Raw genomic sequence first — 15,870 nt, 5'->3', positions numbered from 1 at the left:
CAACATTTCAGCACCTATTGTCGTCATACGGGGCACAGAGCGCTGCTCCTGCCCCATATGAGTGTAGATTTTAGAAGTGGTAGTTCACGCCAGCCTTGACTGTGTGGTCGCTTACGGTCGTTTCGCTAAGCGGGCCACCGGTGCTGCTGCGCACATCGCCAGTGCGCGCGTAGTTGTATTCTACCTTGCCGGAAATCTGCTGGTTGAACTTGTGTTCAACGCCAGCGCCGACCAACCAGCCGGGCTTCCAGCCGTCGGGACCCTGAGCCGTACCGTCGCGCATGCTGGTAATCGTGGCGCCTGCCGTGCCGTAGACGAGTGTATCGCCAAGAGGCATGCCGGCCTTGGCCTTGGCAGAGACGCGGTAGCGCTCTTCCAGATTGCCGCCTGGTACGAGCACCTTGGTGTCGCCCAGGTGTGACAGCTCCCCTTCGCCACCTACGACGAAACCGTTCGTTTCCATGTTGTAGCCACCCTGAATGCCACCCATGAATTCACGGTCGCCGGAGAAAGGATTGCCATGGCGCGAAGCCGTACCGGCATGAAGACCGACATAACCGCCGGTCCAGCCGGATGACTGCCCTACCGGCTCGTTGTACGACGGTGCTTCATAGGAATTGGTGAGGTCGGCTGCGAAAGCAGGACCGGAAATGACAGCGGCTGCAAGCACTGATGCGATGTACTTCTTGATCATGACTTTACTCCATACACAGCCCGCAGATGGTGAATGCGCAGGCGAAACATCGGCTTTCGCCACGGGTGAGTTCAAATCGGAACAGCTTGGTCGCTGACCGTAAGCACACCCGCACCGGTATGCCTTTCATTTTCATTAAAACATTAACAGCCTGTTAACCGAGAGAGGCGAGGTGCCGAGATGAAGTGTCCAATTGGTCGGCTTATACGGTGGCTCACACCGCAATAGTGTAGGGGGGCAGAACGCGAGAGACAACGGAATCAAATGCTTGCAATCGATCCAGGGATCGCCATCCTTCGATTTTCAAACAGAGAACATTTTTTCGTGAGCATTGCGCTAAATTTACGTGATCGCGACGTCTCGAAACACGATCCATAGACTTTCGTCTGCAGGTGGTATGACAATCGGGTTTCCCGCGGCAATAACCGGCGGCCCTTCTATCATCGTACTCCATTGACACTACTGCGGCGCTCTGACCAACTTCATCGCGCAATGTTCAAACAACGTGCCAACACCAGGGCCGGTATTGCCTGGCACCGTCTTGGGACGACCTTATGAGCGCATGTTATTCTTGAGCCCACCCTAGGCGCCCCTGCGTTCCATCCGGATCATATCCGCTGCCTTTTCGGCAATCATCACCACTGGAGATGCGGTGTTGCCGGAAATGATACGCGGCATGATCGAGGCATCGACAATACGCAATCCTTGAACGCCTTTTGCCCGCAGTGCTGGGTCAACGACGGCGTCGGCATCCACTCCCATGCGGCATGTACCGACCGGATGGAAGATGGTGGTGGCGATATCGCCTGCTTTTTCCAGCAGCGCGTCATCACTTTCGAACTGGCGGCCGGGGAGAATCTCCTCGGGCTGGTAGGGGCGCAATGCGTTGGCCGCCATCACCTGCCGGGCCTGACGGATCGCTGCTATAGCAACGGAGCGGTCATGGCCGGTCGACAGATAGTTTGGCCGGATTTCCGGCTGCTGGTGCGGATCGGTCGAGCTGATGTGGCATGTGCCCACACTGCTCGGGCGCAATTGGCAGACCGAAACGGTAATGGCCGGGAACGGATGCAGCGGATCGCCGAGCTTGTCGGTGGAGAGCGGTTGGACGTGGTACTCGATATCAGGACGGTTTGCGCCGGGAGTGGATCGCGTGAACATGCCGAATTGGCTCGGTGCCATCGACATCGGTCCAGAGCGCATCAGCGCATATTCCGCTGCGATCCTGATCTTGCCCCTCCAGGAGTTGGCAAGCTGGTTGAGTGTGATGGTATCCTTGACTTTGAAGACGGTCCGGATTTGCAAATGGTCCTGCAGATTTTCACCCACAGAGGATTTTGCCAGATTGACCTTGATACCAAGCGATCCGAGACGGGCGGGATCACCGATGCCAGACAATTCCAACAGCTTCGGTGAGTTGATGGCGCCGGCCGCCAGGATCACCTCACCGCTGACTTTTGCGTGAAACAAGCCTGCGGATGTGCGATACTCGACACCGGTGACACGGCTTCCCTCCATCGTCAGCCGCTCGACCAGCGCATGTTTGATGAGGCGCAGGTTTGGGCGCTTCAGAGCGGGTCGCAAGAAGCCACGCGCCGTGTTCCAGCGCACGCCCTTATGCTGGTTTACGTCGAAGAAACCCGAGCCTTCATTGTCGCCATCGTTGAAGTCCGCACGAGGCTCGATGCCGAGTTCGCGGGCACCCTTCTGCACAGCCTCGAGGATCTTCCACTTCAGCCGCTGGCGACTGACCTTCCATGGTCCACCGGTCGAATGCATGTCGCCTTGCGGACCATGAAAGTCTTCGGAGCGTTTGAAATAGGGCAGCACATCCGACCATCCCCAGCCGTGATTGCCGAGGTCGCGCCAGCCATCATAATCGGCCGCTTGCCCACGCATATAGATCATGCCGTTGACCGACGTGCAACCACCCAGCACCTTGCCGCGCGGGTAAGCGAGACTGCGTCCATTGAGGCCTGCTTCGGCAGCTGTGCGCATCATCCAATCGGTTCGTGGGTTGCCAATGCAATAGAGGTAGCCCACGGGGATCTGCACCCAATGATACCGATCGGAGCCTCCGGCCTCCAGCAGCAGGACACGCACGGTTGGATCTTCTGTAAGGCGGGCGGCCAACACACAGCCTGCCGTCCCTGCCCCGACGATCACATAGTCATATTGGCCATCCAGGCCTGTCGTTTCCGCCATGGTTCCTATCCTCATTGGCAAGGGTAGTCGCGTTACATCCTTGCGAACCACCTCACCCTAATTTTGCAAAGCGTTCCAGAAATTCCGCATCTGGCCTGTGAGGGCCGCGTGGATGGCATAGCATCTGCGACAATGTTCGAACCGCTTGGCTTCAGGGCGAAAGTCGCGGGCAACCCGGGTCATTGCCTGGACGGCATCTTCGTAAGAAGGATAATGTTTGACGGCGACTGTCACGCCAATCGCAGCCCCCAACGCTGCAGTCTCCTCGCCTCTGCCACGGTCAGCGGGATTTCCAGAACATCCGCCATCATCTGCGGCCAGTGTGGGCTTCGCGAGCCGCTGCCCGACATGACAGCCCTACTGACAGACAGTCCGGCATTTTCCAGCACATATATATATCGATTGCGTGAGCCCCAATTTTCGCCTGATCAAAAATCACCACCTTTGACTCCGGTCAATCCATCGACCGATGCCGTGTATCCACCAGGGAAAGTCGTTTGGATGATTGGAATTATACACGGCAATGTGTCGGCGCCGATTATGAACCAGATTGCGACTGAAAAGATGGCTCGAACGCTTCAACGCAACACCGCGTAACCGGACAGGGTTTTTGTGAAAACCAGTCAGACCAGAAGCGTGCCGAACGGCAGGTCGATGACGATGTCTACACCGTCATTACGCCATTCGTATGTAATCCTGCCGTTCAAATTGCCCACGGTGCGCTTGATCAGCGTCGAACCAAATCCGGTATGATCCGACACACTTTTTGCCGGTCCACCCCGTTCACTCCAGGTTATTTGCACGCTGTCAAAATGTCGACATGAAATGACGAGGTGCCCTTGATCAGAACTTAGCGCCCCATATTTCGCGGCGTTGGTGGCAAGCTCATGGAGGATCAGGGCAATACCGGTAATATGTGCCGACGGAACCCGAATATCATCCGCTCCGACAAAGGTAATCTTTTCAGAGGACGCTTCACCGTCATAGGGTGCCAGAATATCCACCATTATCTGCCGAAGCGGAACGGCAGCGTCCGAAACGTCCTGTGTTGCAGAGTTCGTTTTGGGACGAACGAGATCATGGGCAAGTGCAAGTGCACGCAGACGCCCCCTGACCGCTGCGGAAAAATGATCCACGCCGGTCGCAGATTTCGCGGTCATTGCAACCATCGCATCTGCCAGCGCAAACACGTTTTTCACCCGGTGGTTCAGTTCATGAATGAGAAGAAGACGCTGCTCTTCAGCACGCTCGCGGGCCAGTTCGTTGCGATAGCGCTCAATGGCAATCGCGGTCGTTCGCGTCACCATGCCAATGACTTCGAGGTCTCGCTCGGTCGGCTCACGTGGTTCCCGGTAGTAATTAGCGAAGGTTCCCAGGATGGTGCCATCCGCGGCGCGGATAGGCATTGACCAGCAGGCACGTAAACCATGCTTCAGCGCAATATCACGGTAGTTTATCCATAGCGGATCGACAGCGATATCGCTGACCATGACCTGCTCTCCGGTAAAGGCAGCAGTACCACAGGACCCAACCCCGATGGCAACCGGGATACCATCCACCGCCGCGTTATATTCTGCAGGCAGGCTTGGCGCCGCTCCTTCAACGAGAATTTTGCCATCCTCTGTGGTTAGAAGTATCGACGCAAGCAACTCGCCATTCGCCGGCTTTTCAACGAGGAGAATGATGTCGTTCAGCACATCCTTGAGTGGGCCACCCAAGGCAACACGCGCAAGAATGTCACGCTCGGCAATTATGAGGTCAGAGGAAACCGACGGGTTGTTTATGTATGTCATCATCCATTCTACTCTGTTGAAGAGAGCCGAATGTCCACGACAGCGGCAAGCTTGTTACAATAGGGTATTTCAATCGAAAGTCATCTGAATTGCGGCGATGAAAGAAGCCTGAACAAAAATGGGACTTCAGCAGCAACCGTCACGACTTACCCGTTAACTCCGCAACGCGTCTCGCAAGTGCATCAGCTGCCACCGGTTTGGTAAGCACCTGCATGCCGCGCTCAAGATGGCCATGGTTCAAAACGGCGTTTTCGGCATAACCTGTTACAAACAGCACTGGCAGATCCGGCAGGGTGGCACGTGCAGCATCGGCAAGCTGTCGACCATTCATCCCGTTTGGCAGGCCAACATCCGTGACGAGCAGGTCGATGTCATTGCGGGAGGCCAGGACCTTCAACGCGGTGGGTGCGTCTTCCGCTTCAAGAACAAAATAACCAAGTTCCTCAAGCACTTCGACCGCTACCATCCGGACCAGAGGTTCGTCATCCACGACCAGAATCGTTGTTCTTCCTGATGCTGGCGCTGCAGGGGTTTCCAGCGCAACAACCTCTACCACTTCACCATCAGCGTGATGCCGTGGCAGATAAATACAGATCATAGAACCTTTACCAACCTCAGAGTAGATCCTGGCCGCGCCACCCGATTGACCCGCAAAGCCATAGACCATTGAAAGCCCAAGTCCGGTTCCCTGCCCCGTCGGCTTTGTCGTGAAAAATGGATCGAAAGCCCGGGATATAACGTCCTGTGTCATACCCGTTCCGGTGTCGCTGACGCACATTGAGACATATTGGCCGGGCTGGACGCCGCGCTCCCTGGCGGCACGTTCGTCCAGCCAGCGGTTTCCCGTCTCAATGGTCAGCTTGCCACCGTCCGGCATCGCATCTCGGGCATTGATGCAAAGGTTTAGCAGTGCATTTTCGAGTTGGCCCACATCAACGAAGGCCGTCCAAAGCCCACCTGCGCAGGCAATTTCGACATCGATTGCCGGTCCAACGCTCCGCGTCACCAGATCCTGCATGTCAGTGACGACGCGATTGATATTCGAGGGTTTTGGATCAAGTGTCTGGCGCCTTGAGAACGCCAGCAGACGCTGTGTCAGACCCGCGGCCCGTTTAACGGCGCCCTGTGCTCCCGTCAGATAGCGGTCAATGTCGCCAATTCGCCCCTGCGCCATGCGCATCTTCATCAGTTCGAGGCTACCGCCAATACCAGCCAGGATGTTGTTGAAGTCGTGAGCAAGTCCACCCGTGAGTTGCCCAACGGCCTCCATTTTCTGAGACTGTCGCAAAGCATCTTCGGCCTGCATGAGGGCTTTCGTTCGATCCTCGACGCGCTGTTCAAGCGTTTCGGTCAAGGCACGAAGTTCACTTGTCGCCCTGTCCCGCTCCTGCTCAATGGCACGGCGATTTTCGATATCGAGCAGCACTCCAGGAAAAAGCATCGCACGGCCGTCGGGGCTAAGGTCGACACGACCATTTGCCTCCAGCCATCGGTAGTGTCCGTCCGACCGCCTTGTTCTATACTGGTGAAGAAACGGTCCTCCCCTTTTCAACGCCTCATCGATCGCTTTGGACAAACTGGCCTGGTCGTCAGGATGGACCGTCTCGACAACCTGCGCCAGACTGAGCCCTGTCCGGCCAAGCGAATGGTCAAAACCGAAAGCTGTTGCAAAGGCATCATCGACGGTGAATTTGTCCGCTTGAACATCCCAAGACCATGTGCCGATAATGGCCCCGGCAGCCAGCGCAAGCTGAACACGCTGGATGTTCTCTCTGGCCACAGCCTCGCTTTCGCGCAGAGCTTTTTCTGCTTGTTTGCGGGTTGTGATATCCCGGAAGAGAACAGAGACCTGCTTGAGGCTTGCAGGCTCAAGTCGCGTTGCAGATACTTCAATGTGGCGATTGATCGCCTTGAACTCCTGCTCGAAGCGCACGGTCACGCCAGTTGTCAGGACATCCCCGTAGATCTTCAGCCAAACGTCGGCGTTATCAGGTTCGATCTCGCGAAGACGCTTGCCAACAATTCCCTTGATACCAGTCTGGCGTTCATACCCCGAATTGGACTCCACATGTACATAGTCACTCATCGGGCCATCGGGACCGTCGATAAATTCTATGATGCAAAAACCGTCGTCAATCGCTTCGAACAAAGCACGCCTGCGAGCGTCGCTGCGAAACAGCGCATCTTCGTCATCACGTTCGGGCTGCTTGACCAAGTTTTCGTTTGTCACCGATGATCCTCAAGGCACACTCGTCCGCTAATAGATATGTGGCTCCGTCTCGAAGTCAATGAAAACACTTGACGATTCGAAAAATTACAATGGACAGTACGTCTCTTGGCTTAAGGGTTGCGTACGACTTTGGCCTATTCTAGTTTTTGCGGCTCAGGAACCAAAATCAACCAACTTCATTGTGAAGTAAGTTGTGCAGAGTACGGAACCAGAATGACGGATAAAGAGCAGCAACAGACTAATGCCCGCAGTGCCGGTGATCGCCTAGTGTCCGGGCACGTTAGCGAAGATCCATTTGCTGCAGCATTCAAGGCAACACGGATGCCGATGATCGTCACCGACCCCAATCAACACGACAATCCCATCATCTTCTGCAATGCTGCGTTCAATAAACTCACCGGCTACACCAATGAAGAAATCATTGGGCAGAACTGTCGCATCTTGCAGGGTCCGAAAAGTGACCCCAAGGCCGTCGAAAAGATGCGAAAAGCAATTGCGGCTGGCGAAGATGTCGCGGTCGACGTCACCAATTACCGCAAAGACGGATCGACATTCTGGAATGCCGTATTCATCAGTCCCGTACGAGATGATAGCGGCAAGATCATATACTTCTTCGCTTCTCAACTTGACTTCACGCACGTGAAGAGCCGCGAGGCAGACCTTGCCGCCGCACGACACAAGGCTGAGGAGGAAGTTGCCAGCCAGACTGCTAACCTTCGATCTGCACTGTCTGCCAAATCACTCCTGGTTCATGAGGTTGATCATCGCGTAAAAAACAACCTTCTGACGATGGCATCCATCGTAAAAATGCAGGCGCGCATAACCACTGACCAGGGACAGAAGCAGGCGCTTGAATCCGTCCTCAACAGGATCGAAGCCCTGAGTACCGTTCAGCGCAAACTTTTCACCTTGGATGATGTCTCGAAGTTCGACATTTCCGACTTCACCCGTGAGCTGGTCACTGACCTGGTCGAGGCAACTGGCCGAAAAGACATACACCTGTCCCTTGATCTTTCGCCAGTGCATGTTCCGGCTGTCAAAGCAACACCGCTATCGCTTGTCGTCAACGAGCTGGTCGGCGATGCGGTATTGCGAGGGCTAAGCCAAGGGGGAGATATACATGTTGTCGTCCGGCGGACTAACGGTCATTTTGTCATCCTGGTTGAAGACACATCAGAGCCGGTTGAGGTGAATAAGGAGCGCGCGCAGTTCAGTCGAAAGCTGCTTGAAGCTTCTGCGCTGCAGCTTGGTGCAAAAATCGAGCGGACCGTACAGAACCGAAAGACAAGTGTAAGCGTTACTGTGCTTGTTGATGTAAACTTGGAGACGACGCATTGAAGGTAATGATAGTTGAGGATGAAATGCTGCTCGCAATGGAGCTTGAGAGCGAAGTCGAGCTGGCAGGTCATGAGGTCACTGACATGGTAATGAGCAGCGACCAAGCCCGGAGGGCACTAGCCTCGACAAAACCTGATTTTGCATTTGTCGACATACATCTCATGGACGGAGCTACCGGGATAGATTTCGGACGCGAACTATCCGAAAACGGCGTACCCTACGTTTTCGTCAGCGGAAACATCAAAAAAATCCCGGACGATTTTGCTGGTGCACTCGGTGCGATCGAAAAACCGTATACCGCAAATGGGATGAAAAATGCTCTGACCTATCTCTCGGCAATTGTTGACGGAGACGAAAGTCTGGAGCCGCCTGCAAGCCTTGTATTGGCGGATGATGCGCGGGCAAGCCGCCGCTCTTGAAAGTGAGACCAGCGTCTGCCACGGCGCTGGCTAGCTCCCAGCGTCCGACCTGTCAGCAGTTCGGAAACGACCTCGTATAACGAACGCAGTTGACGCGGAAAATCTGAAACACCTACCGAAGTGGATCAGATCTCTGCTACCTCGTCCTGGCTGCTCTCTTCGTCAACAGCGGAATGTGCGACAGTCTTGTGATAGCTGTCATCGGAAAGCTCCGCCGCTTGCTCTGTATTCATGATGCCGAATGGCGTGAGATTTCCGTCCGAGTCAGATACGGACACCTCGATTAGCGTTTTTTTCGTCAACGTTTTTTCCTCAGCAATTTACTCGAGCGGCCACAGACCAATCAACCAAAAAAGTCAGCCACCTGTGCAGAAAATGAATTTGCGGAATCATTGTTCCATTATGTAATCCCGCAAAGGGACGATTTCTGAGCTAAAGCTCGATGGGTGAGTCCGAGATACCTCTGCGAACAGAATGAGGCCCGTGATGACCTCGTCGATTTGCGCAAATTAGCTGAGGAATTGCGTTGCAGTCGACTTCGCAGTTGTCGTACCGGGCCTAGAGTACTGGGTCGAAAAGACCGACAATTTCGGGCGTCCCTGCAACGTACGCAAGCCTATCTTCCAGGCCTGTCTCATTCCAGTCGATTGAACATTTACCGCCCATTCGATCAACAATTGCCAGTCCTGCCATCACGTCCCAGCTGCGTGCGCCAAAGCCAAGAACTGCATCGATTTGACCCGTGGCCAACATCATGAAGGCGACTGTCGTGGAGCCGCAGTTGCGGTAGGAAAACTTCAGGTCCTCGAGGATAAAGCGCAGCGCCTCAACTTCCGAAGCGACAGGGGTGTCGGTGCTAAAGCCAAGCGACACCACCCCTCTTGAACGATCAAGAGGCGCCAGTTGGTCCAATCTCTTTCCGTTGAAGATAACGTCATCACCTACTCCCCCCGAAATGGTCTCCTGCCGTGCGGGGGCGTGGATCACGCCGAAAATCGGCTTTCCGTTTTCAAAAAGGCCAATTGAAACAGCCCACTGATCCATTTTTCGTACGAAATTAAATGTGCCGTCTATCGGGTCAATCACCCACTGCCGTGCCGCCGCAGGATTGATCACGGATCCTTCCTCGCCAACTATTCCGTCGTCCGGATAGCGTTTCAGCAGTTCTGCAACAAGGAAGCTCTCCACATCCTTGTCGGCGCGGGTAACAAGATCGAGGTGACCCTTCTCTTCAACTTCTGGAGCGATGTCTCCGTTGAAATAAGCCAGTGCGATCTCGCCAGCCTGCTGCGCAATTCCGATTAGTTCATCCCGCATTTGTTCTCTCCCTTAATGCTGACAACACAAATGTCATACGGCATTGACAACTGTCAACGGCCGTGACTAACATTGTGACAGTCGGGAGGAGAGACCGGCTCGTCCGGTCAATGCCGGACTAATTTCTGGTTTGTGGAGGACCGAAATAATGTCAAAGACGCTTTTGAACGTACTCGCATTGACAGGACTATCGTTGCTGGCGGGGACTGCTGCATGGGCGCAAGGCGCCGATCACGAGAAAAAGCTCGTTGTTTATGCTTCCCACCCTTCGGAGATGGTGGATTATTTCACGCAGGAATTCGGGAAGAAATACGGCATCAACGTCACGACTGTGAAGGCCGGAACGGGTGAATTGCTCAACCGTATTCGTGCTGAAAAAGACCGCCCGGGCGGTGATGTGCTCTGGGGTGGATTTTCCGACACCGGGGGGTCGGCCCCTGAACTTTTCGAGCAGTACAAGTCAGCGGAACTTGCCAATATTGAGCCTGCTATGCTCGACGCGAAAGGTTACAATACACCGTTCGCCGCCAGTCTCATGGTCATCATGAGCAATTCAGGCCTGGTCAAGCCGGAGGACGCACCGAAAAAATGGACGGATCTCGCCGCTTCTCAATGGAAGGGCAAGGTCGTTCACGCCGATCCATCCAAATCAAGCTCGTCGCTTGCGGCACTGAATACCTGGCTCATGATCTACGGTCGCGGTGACGAGGCATGGAAAATCGTCGAGGACATGACGGTCAATATGAACATCGTTCTCAAGTCGAGCCTTGTTTTCCAGCAGGTCGGCCGTGGCGAATATCCTCTCGGCGTCACCTATGAAGAGGCAGCCTTCAATTACGTGCTCGCCAACACGGCCAATATCATCTACCCGGAAGACGGTACCCTGGCACAGCCGGAAGGCATGTTCCTGATTAAAGGCTCTACCAATCCCAATGCTGCCAAGCTGTTTTCGGATTATCTGTTGTCTGAAGAGGCGCAAAAGAAACTGGTTGAGCATTTCCCAGGTCGCAGGCCGACCCGTAAAGGCATCGAGAGCCATCCTAAGATGACGCCTTTGAGTGAAATCAAGATCATTGATTACGATAGTGACTGGGCAAGCGCAAAGCGCGGCGAGATCCTCGCACGGATGCAGAAAATCATCATCAAAACCCAGTGAGATTAAAATGATGCTGGGGCTTGAATGCCCCGCATCCTCTCCAGCGACTTTCTAACCTTCGCTTGCCTCGTGGTTTTCTCCGCGCGGACAGGGACATTCATGCAATCAAGGTGCCTGCAAGATGACGACATCTGTCACGATCAATTCTGTAACCAAACGTTTTGGCGATACGACCGCGGTCAACAACGTGAATTTCGAGATCGCCAAGGGTGAATTCTTCACGCTGCTCGGCTCCAGCGGTTGTGGCAAAACCACGCTTTTGCGCATGATCGCCGGCTTTATGCGTCAAACATCCGGCAATATCAGCTTCGGGGACCGGATCATCGACGATGTGCCGCCGCACCAGCGAAATACAGGCATGGTATTTCAGAATTACGCGATTTTTCCCCATCTCACCGTCTTTGACAATATAGCCTACGGTCTGCGGGCGCGCAGGCGCAGCGCTGCCGACATTGAAAAAGAAGTGCGCCGAATGCTTGATCTCGTCCGCCTGGGCCATCTTGCCCACCGGCGACCGCGTGAACTTTCCGGGGGGCAACAGCAAAGGGTGGTATTGGCCCGTGCCATGGTCATCCAGCCGGACGTGTTGCTGATGGATGAACCACTTTCCAACCTCGATACCGAAATGCGTGTGCATCTGCGCTCGGAAATTCGAAGCCTGCAACGGCAGATCGGCATAACCACGATTTACGTTACACACGATCAGGAAGAAGCCCTGCTGATGTCCGATCGCATCGCGGTGATGAGCGGCGGGCAGATCGAACAGATAGACACGCCGCACAGGACCTACTCGGAACCACAAACGCTGTTCGTTGCGGGCTTCATTGGCGAGAACAATCTTCTTCCGGCATCTATTATTGCCACCGACGCGGATGGCACAACTCTGATTGAGCTTCCGGGCGGCGGACGCATCAAAGGTACAGGTTTTGGCAACCGACAAGTCGGCAGCAGCTGTACAGTATCCATCCGCCCTCAAGACATCGATATTTCGCCCATCGACGGCTCACGCGCCGACGCGTTTCAGGGAACGCTCTTTGACTTGCAGTTTCTGGGCGGAGCATTGAAGTTGATCTTCGACATCGGTGCAGAACGATTGCTGACAGTTTCCCTTCAGGGAAGACGCGGCATGGAAATGCCGATCATAGGTGGGCGATATCTCCTCAACGTGTCGCGACAGGCTGTCAGAATATTCGAACAGGGGGCGCAATCATGAGCCCTTCAAAGACAAGCCAGATGCAATCCGGGCAGAGTTCCATCGGAAGAATCTTCAGCTTTTGGCCCATTGTTACCGTGTCGGCGCTGGTTATCACCACCCTGCTGCTGCTGTTACCAGTCTACAACATTATCGGCCTGAGTTTTTCAGGCAAGGATGCCCATCAAAGCATCTTTGATAACTACATCATGTTCTTCTCTGAACCGTATTACTACCGGTCCATCATAAACAGCTTCATTGTCAGCATAAGTGCAACCGTACTAGCGCTTCTGGTCGGGATACCCGCAGCATATTACGTCAACCGCTATAACATCTGGATGCGCAGCCTGATCAAGACGGTTGTGGTACTAACCTTTGTTTCGCCGCCATTTATCGGGTCGTATTCCTGGGTGATCCTGCTCGGCCGAAGCGGCTTGCTGACGACATTTTTCGCACAATATGGCATACCGCTCCCTTCAATCTATGGCGCACCTGGCATCATCTTTGTCTTCACGCTGCAATATTTCCCCTTTGTATTCCTGCTTGTCTCGTCCGGCTTGAAATCCATCGATCAGAGTGTCGAAGACGCGGCACGTAATCTGGGTTCAGGGGAGTTTGCAACCTTCGTGAAGGTCATTGCTCCTCTGCTGCTGCCCTCGATCACAACAGCTGGTTTGCTGGTTTTTATCGCATCCTTTACCGATCTTGGAACGCCAATTATTCTTGGCGAAAAGTTCCGCGTTCTGCCCGTACTCATTTACGGCGAGTTCGTGAATGATTTTGGCGGACAGCCGGTGCTTGCCAGCACACTTTCAGTATTGCTTTTGGCGGTGACAACTGCGGCATTGCTGTTACAGCGCTGGTTTTCGGCCCGCTTTTCCTATGCGACGGCTGCCATACGCCCTTTGACCTTGCAGGAGCAGACATTTGGCAAGCGGCTCGCCGCAGCAGCATATGTCTATACGTTGATGGGTATTGCGGTTTTACCGCTTATCAACATCGTCGTGTCGTCGTTCCTGAAGTCCAACGGGCCCGTTCTGACTGCAGAGTTCACGCTTGACAACTATCGCAGGATTGCCGCTACGATCTCGAAACCCCTCTGGAACACCATTCTTTACACCAGTAGCGCGACAATATTGTGCGCAGTAATCGGCACTATGATAGCCTACATTATTGTCAGAAGACCGGGCAGGATCAGTGCACTACTCGACACGATCGTCATGTTCTCCTACGCGGTTCCAGGCATCGTGCTGGGCGTTGGGCTGGTGGTGACATACCATCATCCTCCCTTTGCCCTGACAGGGACAGCACTGATCCTTATTCTGGCCTATTTCATCCGCCGCTTGCCATTCTCTGTCCGCTCGTCGGTCAGCACGCTTCAGCAATTGTCACGCGACACGGAAGAGGCTTCGGTCAATCTGGGGGCCGGGCCAGCCATGACCTTTGCAAAGGTCACGGTTCCCCTTCTCTCGATGGCAATCCTGTCGGGCGTGCTTCTTACGTGGTCGAATACGATCCGCGAACTCAGCGCCACGCTGATCCTGCAATCGGGAGCAACCACGACAGTGAGCATCGAAATCTTCAATGAGGTGGTCAACGGCAATTTCGGGGTGGCATCGGCGCTTGGCGGCGTCCTAATTTTGCTAACATTTTTACCCCTTATTGTACTTTTCACATTCATGGGCAAAAACGAGGAAGCATTGGTATAATCACTACCCTCCAGCCAGATCCCAGGAGCAAAAGGTGCCGCCAAAAAAAGCAGTATCAATGAGCCGCGGCCAGCCGTTTGTTGATGACATCATCCTCGAGGCGGCATGGCTCTATTATTATGAAGAGCGTAACCAGAACGAGATCGCTGAAGCTCTTGGTGTTTCCAGAAGTTCAGTGGTTGGTTATCTACAGCATGCCCGTGAGCGCGGCATCGTTGAGGTCCGCCTCGATCCTTCCAGCTTCGCACGCCATCGATATGCCCGTGAGATGAAGGAAAGATATGGCCTCAATGATGTTCAGATTGCGCCTGGCGACGGTTTTTCGCTGGATCGGGTCGCCATACTGGCAGCGCGCTGCCTGCCCGATCTCGTCGTGGCAGGCGATACACTCGGCGTTGCCTGGGGACAAACTGTTTTCACGCTGTCCGAACATATCGTGCCGCGGCTCATTCCTGAACTGACCGTTGTGCAGATGGTTGGTGCAATGAGTTCGCCCTATGGCTTCGATACCGAAAGCTGCGCGTCCCAGATTGCCGCATCGCTGGGTGGGCGCTGCGTCAATTTGCATGTGCCCGCCATCGTCTCCAGCCATGCCATGGCAGTTGCCATCCAGCAGGAGGCCATTATTGCATCGCAGCTTGAAGAGCTGACGCATATCAACAAGGTGCTGTTTGCCGCCGGGTCTTGCAATGCAGACAGCCATATCGTTTCCAGCGGCATAGCTTCTCTCGAGGATCTCGCGGAATATCAGCGCAACGGCGCAGTCGGTGTCGTCTGTGGCCGCTTCATTGACAACCGTGGTCAGCACATCAAAGGCCACCTTGATGATCGGCTGATCGGGGTAACACCGGACCGGGTACGCGGACTTGAGACTGGAATACTGGTCTCCTGTGGTCCGGACAAGATTGAGGCGATCCACGCAGCACTGCTGGGCGGCTATGCTACCCACCTGTTTACGGACATGCCGACTGCGGCAGGTATTTTGCGTTTGAACCAGTAGGAAACTCTGATCCCGGCCGTTGCGACCACCGTAAAATGTCTATGTGTCTGCAAAGCGGGAACAACATCGGCCCTCGATGGTTCGGCTCAACAACCAACAGCCGACGGTTTGACCGAGGAGATGCCACATGCCCCTGAAAGCTCTTGCCCTGAACGGAACTCTGAAACCATCCTCGACGAAAGACAAATCATCCACGGACAAGATGCTGCAGCTTATCGCTGACGAATTCTCCGCCCATGATGTGCAAACAGAAATCTTGCGACTGGCCGATTACGACATCAAACCGGGCGTCACATCAGATGAAGGCGACGGCGATGCATGGCCGGAAATTCGCGGGAAGATTCTTGCCGCCGATATACTCGTTGTCGGAACTCCAATCTGGCTTGGACAACCATCCAGCGTCTGCAAACGCGCAGTAGAACGCATGGATGCCTTTCTTGAGGAAACCGACGACAACGGAAGAATGGTGTCCTACGGAAAGGTCGCTGCAGTTGCGGTTGTTGGGAACGAGGACGGAGCCCACCATGTATCTGCCGAGTTGTTCCAGGCCATGAACGACGTCGGTTTTACACTTGCCGCCAACGCAGTGTCATATTGGGTCGGTGAAGCTATGGCCAATAAGAACTTCGCTGATTTCAAAAAGCCGCCTGAAACAGTGACAACCATGGTTTCCATGTTGGCGCGCAACACGGTTCACCTCGCCACGCTGCTTAAACACAAACAATATCCCGGAGAAAGCGCGAGTTAAGGCGCTGCGAGCGATCAAAGCCAGCAACAACCGATCGCTATGTTGACTGGTATTGTCGGATGCAATTCA

Annotated in this window: 14 protein-coding genes; 8 read left to right on the top strand and 6 right to left on the bottom strand. The window is 54.4% G+C overall.

The genetic code is table 11. The features are described from left to right. Positions 1-70 precede the first annotated feature (70 nt). Positions 71-694 carry an outer membrane protein gene (locus ACZ5FM_RS25125; protein WP_275643610.1) on the bottom strand — a complete coding sequence of 208 codons (624 nt, stop codon included), beginning with the start codon at positions 692-694 and terminating at the stop codon, positions 71-73. Between the two features lie 582 nt (positions 695-1,276). Next, a complete protein-coding gene (locus tag ACZ5FM_RS25120) occupies positions 1,277-2,899 on the bottom strand; it encodes a GMC family oxidoreductase (RefSeq protein WP_464041153.1) in 1,623 nt (540 codons plus the stop codon). 132 nt (positions 2,900-3,031) lie between these two features. On the opposite strand from ACZ5FM_RS25120, the gene ACZ5FM_RS25115 reads away from it, so the two are divergent. Beyond that, the gene (locus ACZ5FM_RS25115; protein WP_464041152.1) at positions 3,032-3,496 is read left to right on the top strand and encodes a hypothetical protein; all 465 of its coding nucleotides are present in this window, start codon (positions 3,032-3,034) and stop codon (positions 3,494-3,496) included. A gap of 26 nt (positions 3,497-3,522) precedes the next feature. Here the strand turns inward: ACZ5FM_RS25115 and ACZ5FM_RS25110 are convergent, their stop codons facing one another. Together ACZ5FM_RS25110 and ACZ5FM_RS25105 are read right to left on the bottom strand one after the other, a co-directional pair. Further along, positions 3,523-4,695 carry a sensor histidine kinase gene (locus ACZ5FM_RS25110; RefSeq protein ID WP_464041151.1) on the bottom strand — a complete coding sequence of 391 codons (1,173 nt, stop codon included), beginning with the start codon at positions 4,693-4,695 and terminating at the stop codon, positions 3,523-3,525. Positions 4,696-4,831: 136 nt separating this feature from the next. Continuing rightward, entirely contained in the window at positions 4,832-6,922 is a 2,091-nt protein-coding gene (locus ACZ5FM_RS25105) for a response regulator (protein WP_312950895.1), read from the bottom strand. A gap of 213 nt (positions 6,923-7,135) precedes the next feature. Here ACZ5FM_RS25105 and ACZ5FM_RS25100 point away from each other — a divergent pair, with 213 nt between their 5' ends. Beyond that, positions 7,136-8,260: a PAS domain-containing protein gene (locus ACZ5FM_RS25100; protein WP_464041150.1), complete on the top strand. Its 1,125-nt coding sequence runs from the start codon at positions 7,136-7,138 to the stop codon at positions 8,258-8,260. Beyond that, the gene (locus ACZ5FM_RS25095; RefSeq protein WP_275643596.1) at positions 8,257-8,679 is read left to right on the top strand and encodes a response regulator; all 423 of its coding nucleotides are present in this window, start codon (positions 8,257-8,259) and stop codon (positions 8,677-8,679) included. Before ACZ5FM_RS25100 ends, ACZ5FM_RS25095 begins: the two co-directional genes overlap by 4 nt. Before the next feature lie 125 nt (positions 8,680-8,804). On the opposite strand, the gene ACZ5FM_RS25090 is transcribed toward ACZ5FM_RS25095, so the two are convergent. Next, complete coding sequence (locus tag ACZ5FM_RS25090; RefSeq protein ID WP_464041149.1) at positions 8,805-8,981, bottom strand: hypothetical protein; 177 nt, start codon at positions 8,979-8,981, stop codon at positions 8,805-8,807. A gap of 256 nt (positions 8,982-9,237) precedes the next feature. After that, positions 9,238-9,996 (bottom strand): inositol monophosphatase family protein, encoded by a 759-nt coding sequence (locus ACZ5FM_RS25085; protein WP_464041148.1) that lies wholly within the window; start codon positions 9,994-9,996, stop codon positions 9,238-9,240. Positions 9,997-10,144: 148 nt separating this feature from the next. Between ACZ5FM_RS25085 and ACZ5FM_RS25080 the strand changes: the two genes are divergently transcribed. The 5 genes from ACZ5FM_RS25080 (at position 10,145) to ACZ5FM_RS25060 (ending at position 15,801) form a co-directional block, all read left to right on the top strand. Continuing rightward, complete coding sequence (locus ACZ5FM_RS25080) at positions 10,145-11,152, top strand: extracellular solute-binding protein (RefSeq protein ID WP_464041146.1); 1,008 nt, start codon at positions 10,145-10,147, stop codon at positions 11,150-11,152. 121 nt (positions 11,153-11,273) lie between these two features. Further along, positions 11,274-12,365: an ABC transporter ATP-binding protein gene (locus ACZ5FM_RS25075; protein ID WP_464041145.1), complete on the top strand. Its 1,092-nt coding sequence runs from the start codon at positions 11,274-11,276 to the stop codon at positions 12,363-12,365. Beyond that, positions 12,362-14,053 carry an ABC transporter permease gene (locus tag ACZ5FM_RS25070; protein ID WP_464041144.1) on the top strand — a complete coding sequence of 564 codons (1,692 nt, stop codon included), beginning with the start codon at positions 12,362-12,364 and terminating at the stop codon, positions 14,051-14,053. The genes ACZ5FM_RS25075 and ACZ5FM_RS25070 overlap by 4 nt, the downstream gene beginning before the upstream one ends. Positions 14,054-14,111: 58 nt before the next feature. Beyond that, on the top strand, positions 14,112-15,053 hold the full coding sequence (locus tag ACZ5FM_RS25065; protein ID WP_464041143.1) for a sugar-binding transcriptional regulator: 942 nt from the start codon (positions 14,112-14,114) through the stop codon (positions 15,051-15,053). 127 nt (positions 15,054-15,180) lie between these two features. Then, positions 15,181-15,801: a flavodoxin family protein gene (locus ACZ5FM_RS25060; RefSeq protein ID WP_464041142.1), complete on the top strand. Its 621-nt coding sequence runs from the start codon at positions 15,181-15,183 to the stop codon at positions 15,799-15,801. The last annotated feature ends 69 nt before the right edge of the window (positions 15,802-15,870 follow it).

It is taken from the genome of Agrobacterium sp. 5Ca50 (genome assembly GCF_055381905.1).
This window is presented reverse-complemented; position numbering and strand designations above follow the sequence as displayed.

What these genes read in the sequence shown, in the direction of transcription:
- ACZ5FM_RS25120 (WP_464041153.1), bottom strand. Translation starts at nt 2,899, where the DNA reads ATGGCGGAAACGACAGGCCTGGATGGCCAATATGACTATGTGATCGTC.
- ACZ5FM_RS25075 (WP_464041145.1), top strand. Translation starts at nt 11,274, where the DNA reads ATGACGACATCTGTCACGATCAATTCTGTAACCAAACGTTTTGGCGAT.
- ACZ5FM_RS25065 (WP_464041143.1), top strand. Translation starts at nt 14,112, where the DNA reads ATGAGCCGCGGCCAGCCGTTTGTTGATGACATCATCCTCGAGGCGGCA.
- ACZ5FM_RS25100 (WP_464041150.1), top strand. Translation starts at nt 7,136, where the DNA reads ATGACGGATAAAGAGCAGCAACAGACTAATGCCCGCAGTGCCGGTGAT.
- ACZ5FM_RS25115 (WP_464041152.1), top strand. Translation starts at nt 3,032, where the DNA reads ATGTTCGAACCGCTTGGCTTCAGGGCGAAAGTCGCGGGCAACCCGGGT.
- ACZ5FM_RS25070 (WP_464041144.1), top strand. Translation starts at nt 12,362, where the DNA reads ATGAGCCCTTCAAAGACAAGCCAGATGCAATCCGGGCAGAGTTCCATC.
- ACZ5FM_RS25080 (WP_464041146.1), top strand. Translation starts at nt 10,145, where the DNA reads ATGTCAAAGACGCTTTTGAACGTACTCGCATTGACAGGACTATCGTTG.
- ACZ5FM_RS25085 (WP_464041148.1), bottom strand. Translation starts at nt 9,996, where the DNA reads ATGCGGGATGAACTAATCGGAATTGCGCAGCAGGCTGGCGAGATCGCA.
- ACZ5FM_RS25125 (WP_275643610.1), bottom strand. Translation starts at nt 694, where the DNA reads ATGATCAAGAAGTACATCGCATCAGTGCTTGCAGCCGCTGTCATTTCC.
- ACZ5FM_RS25110 (WP_464041151.1), bottom strand. Translation starts at nt 4,695, where the DNA reads ATGATGACATACATAAACAACCCGTCGGTTTCCTCTGACCTCATAATT.
- ACZ5FM_RS25060 (WP_464041142.1), top strand. Translation starts at nt 15,181, where the DNA reads ATGCCCCTGAAAGCTCTTGCCCTGAACGGAACTCTGAAACCATCCTCG.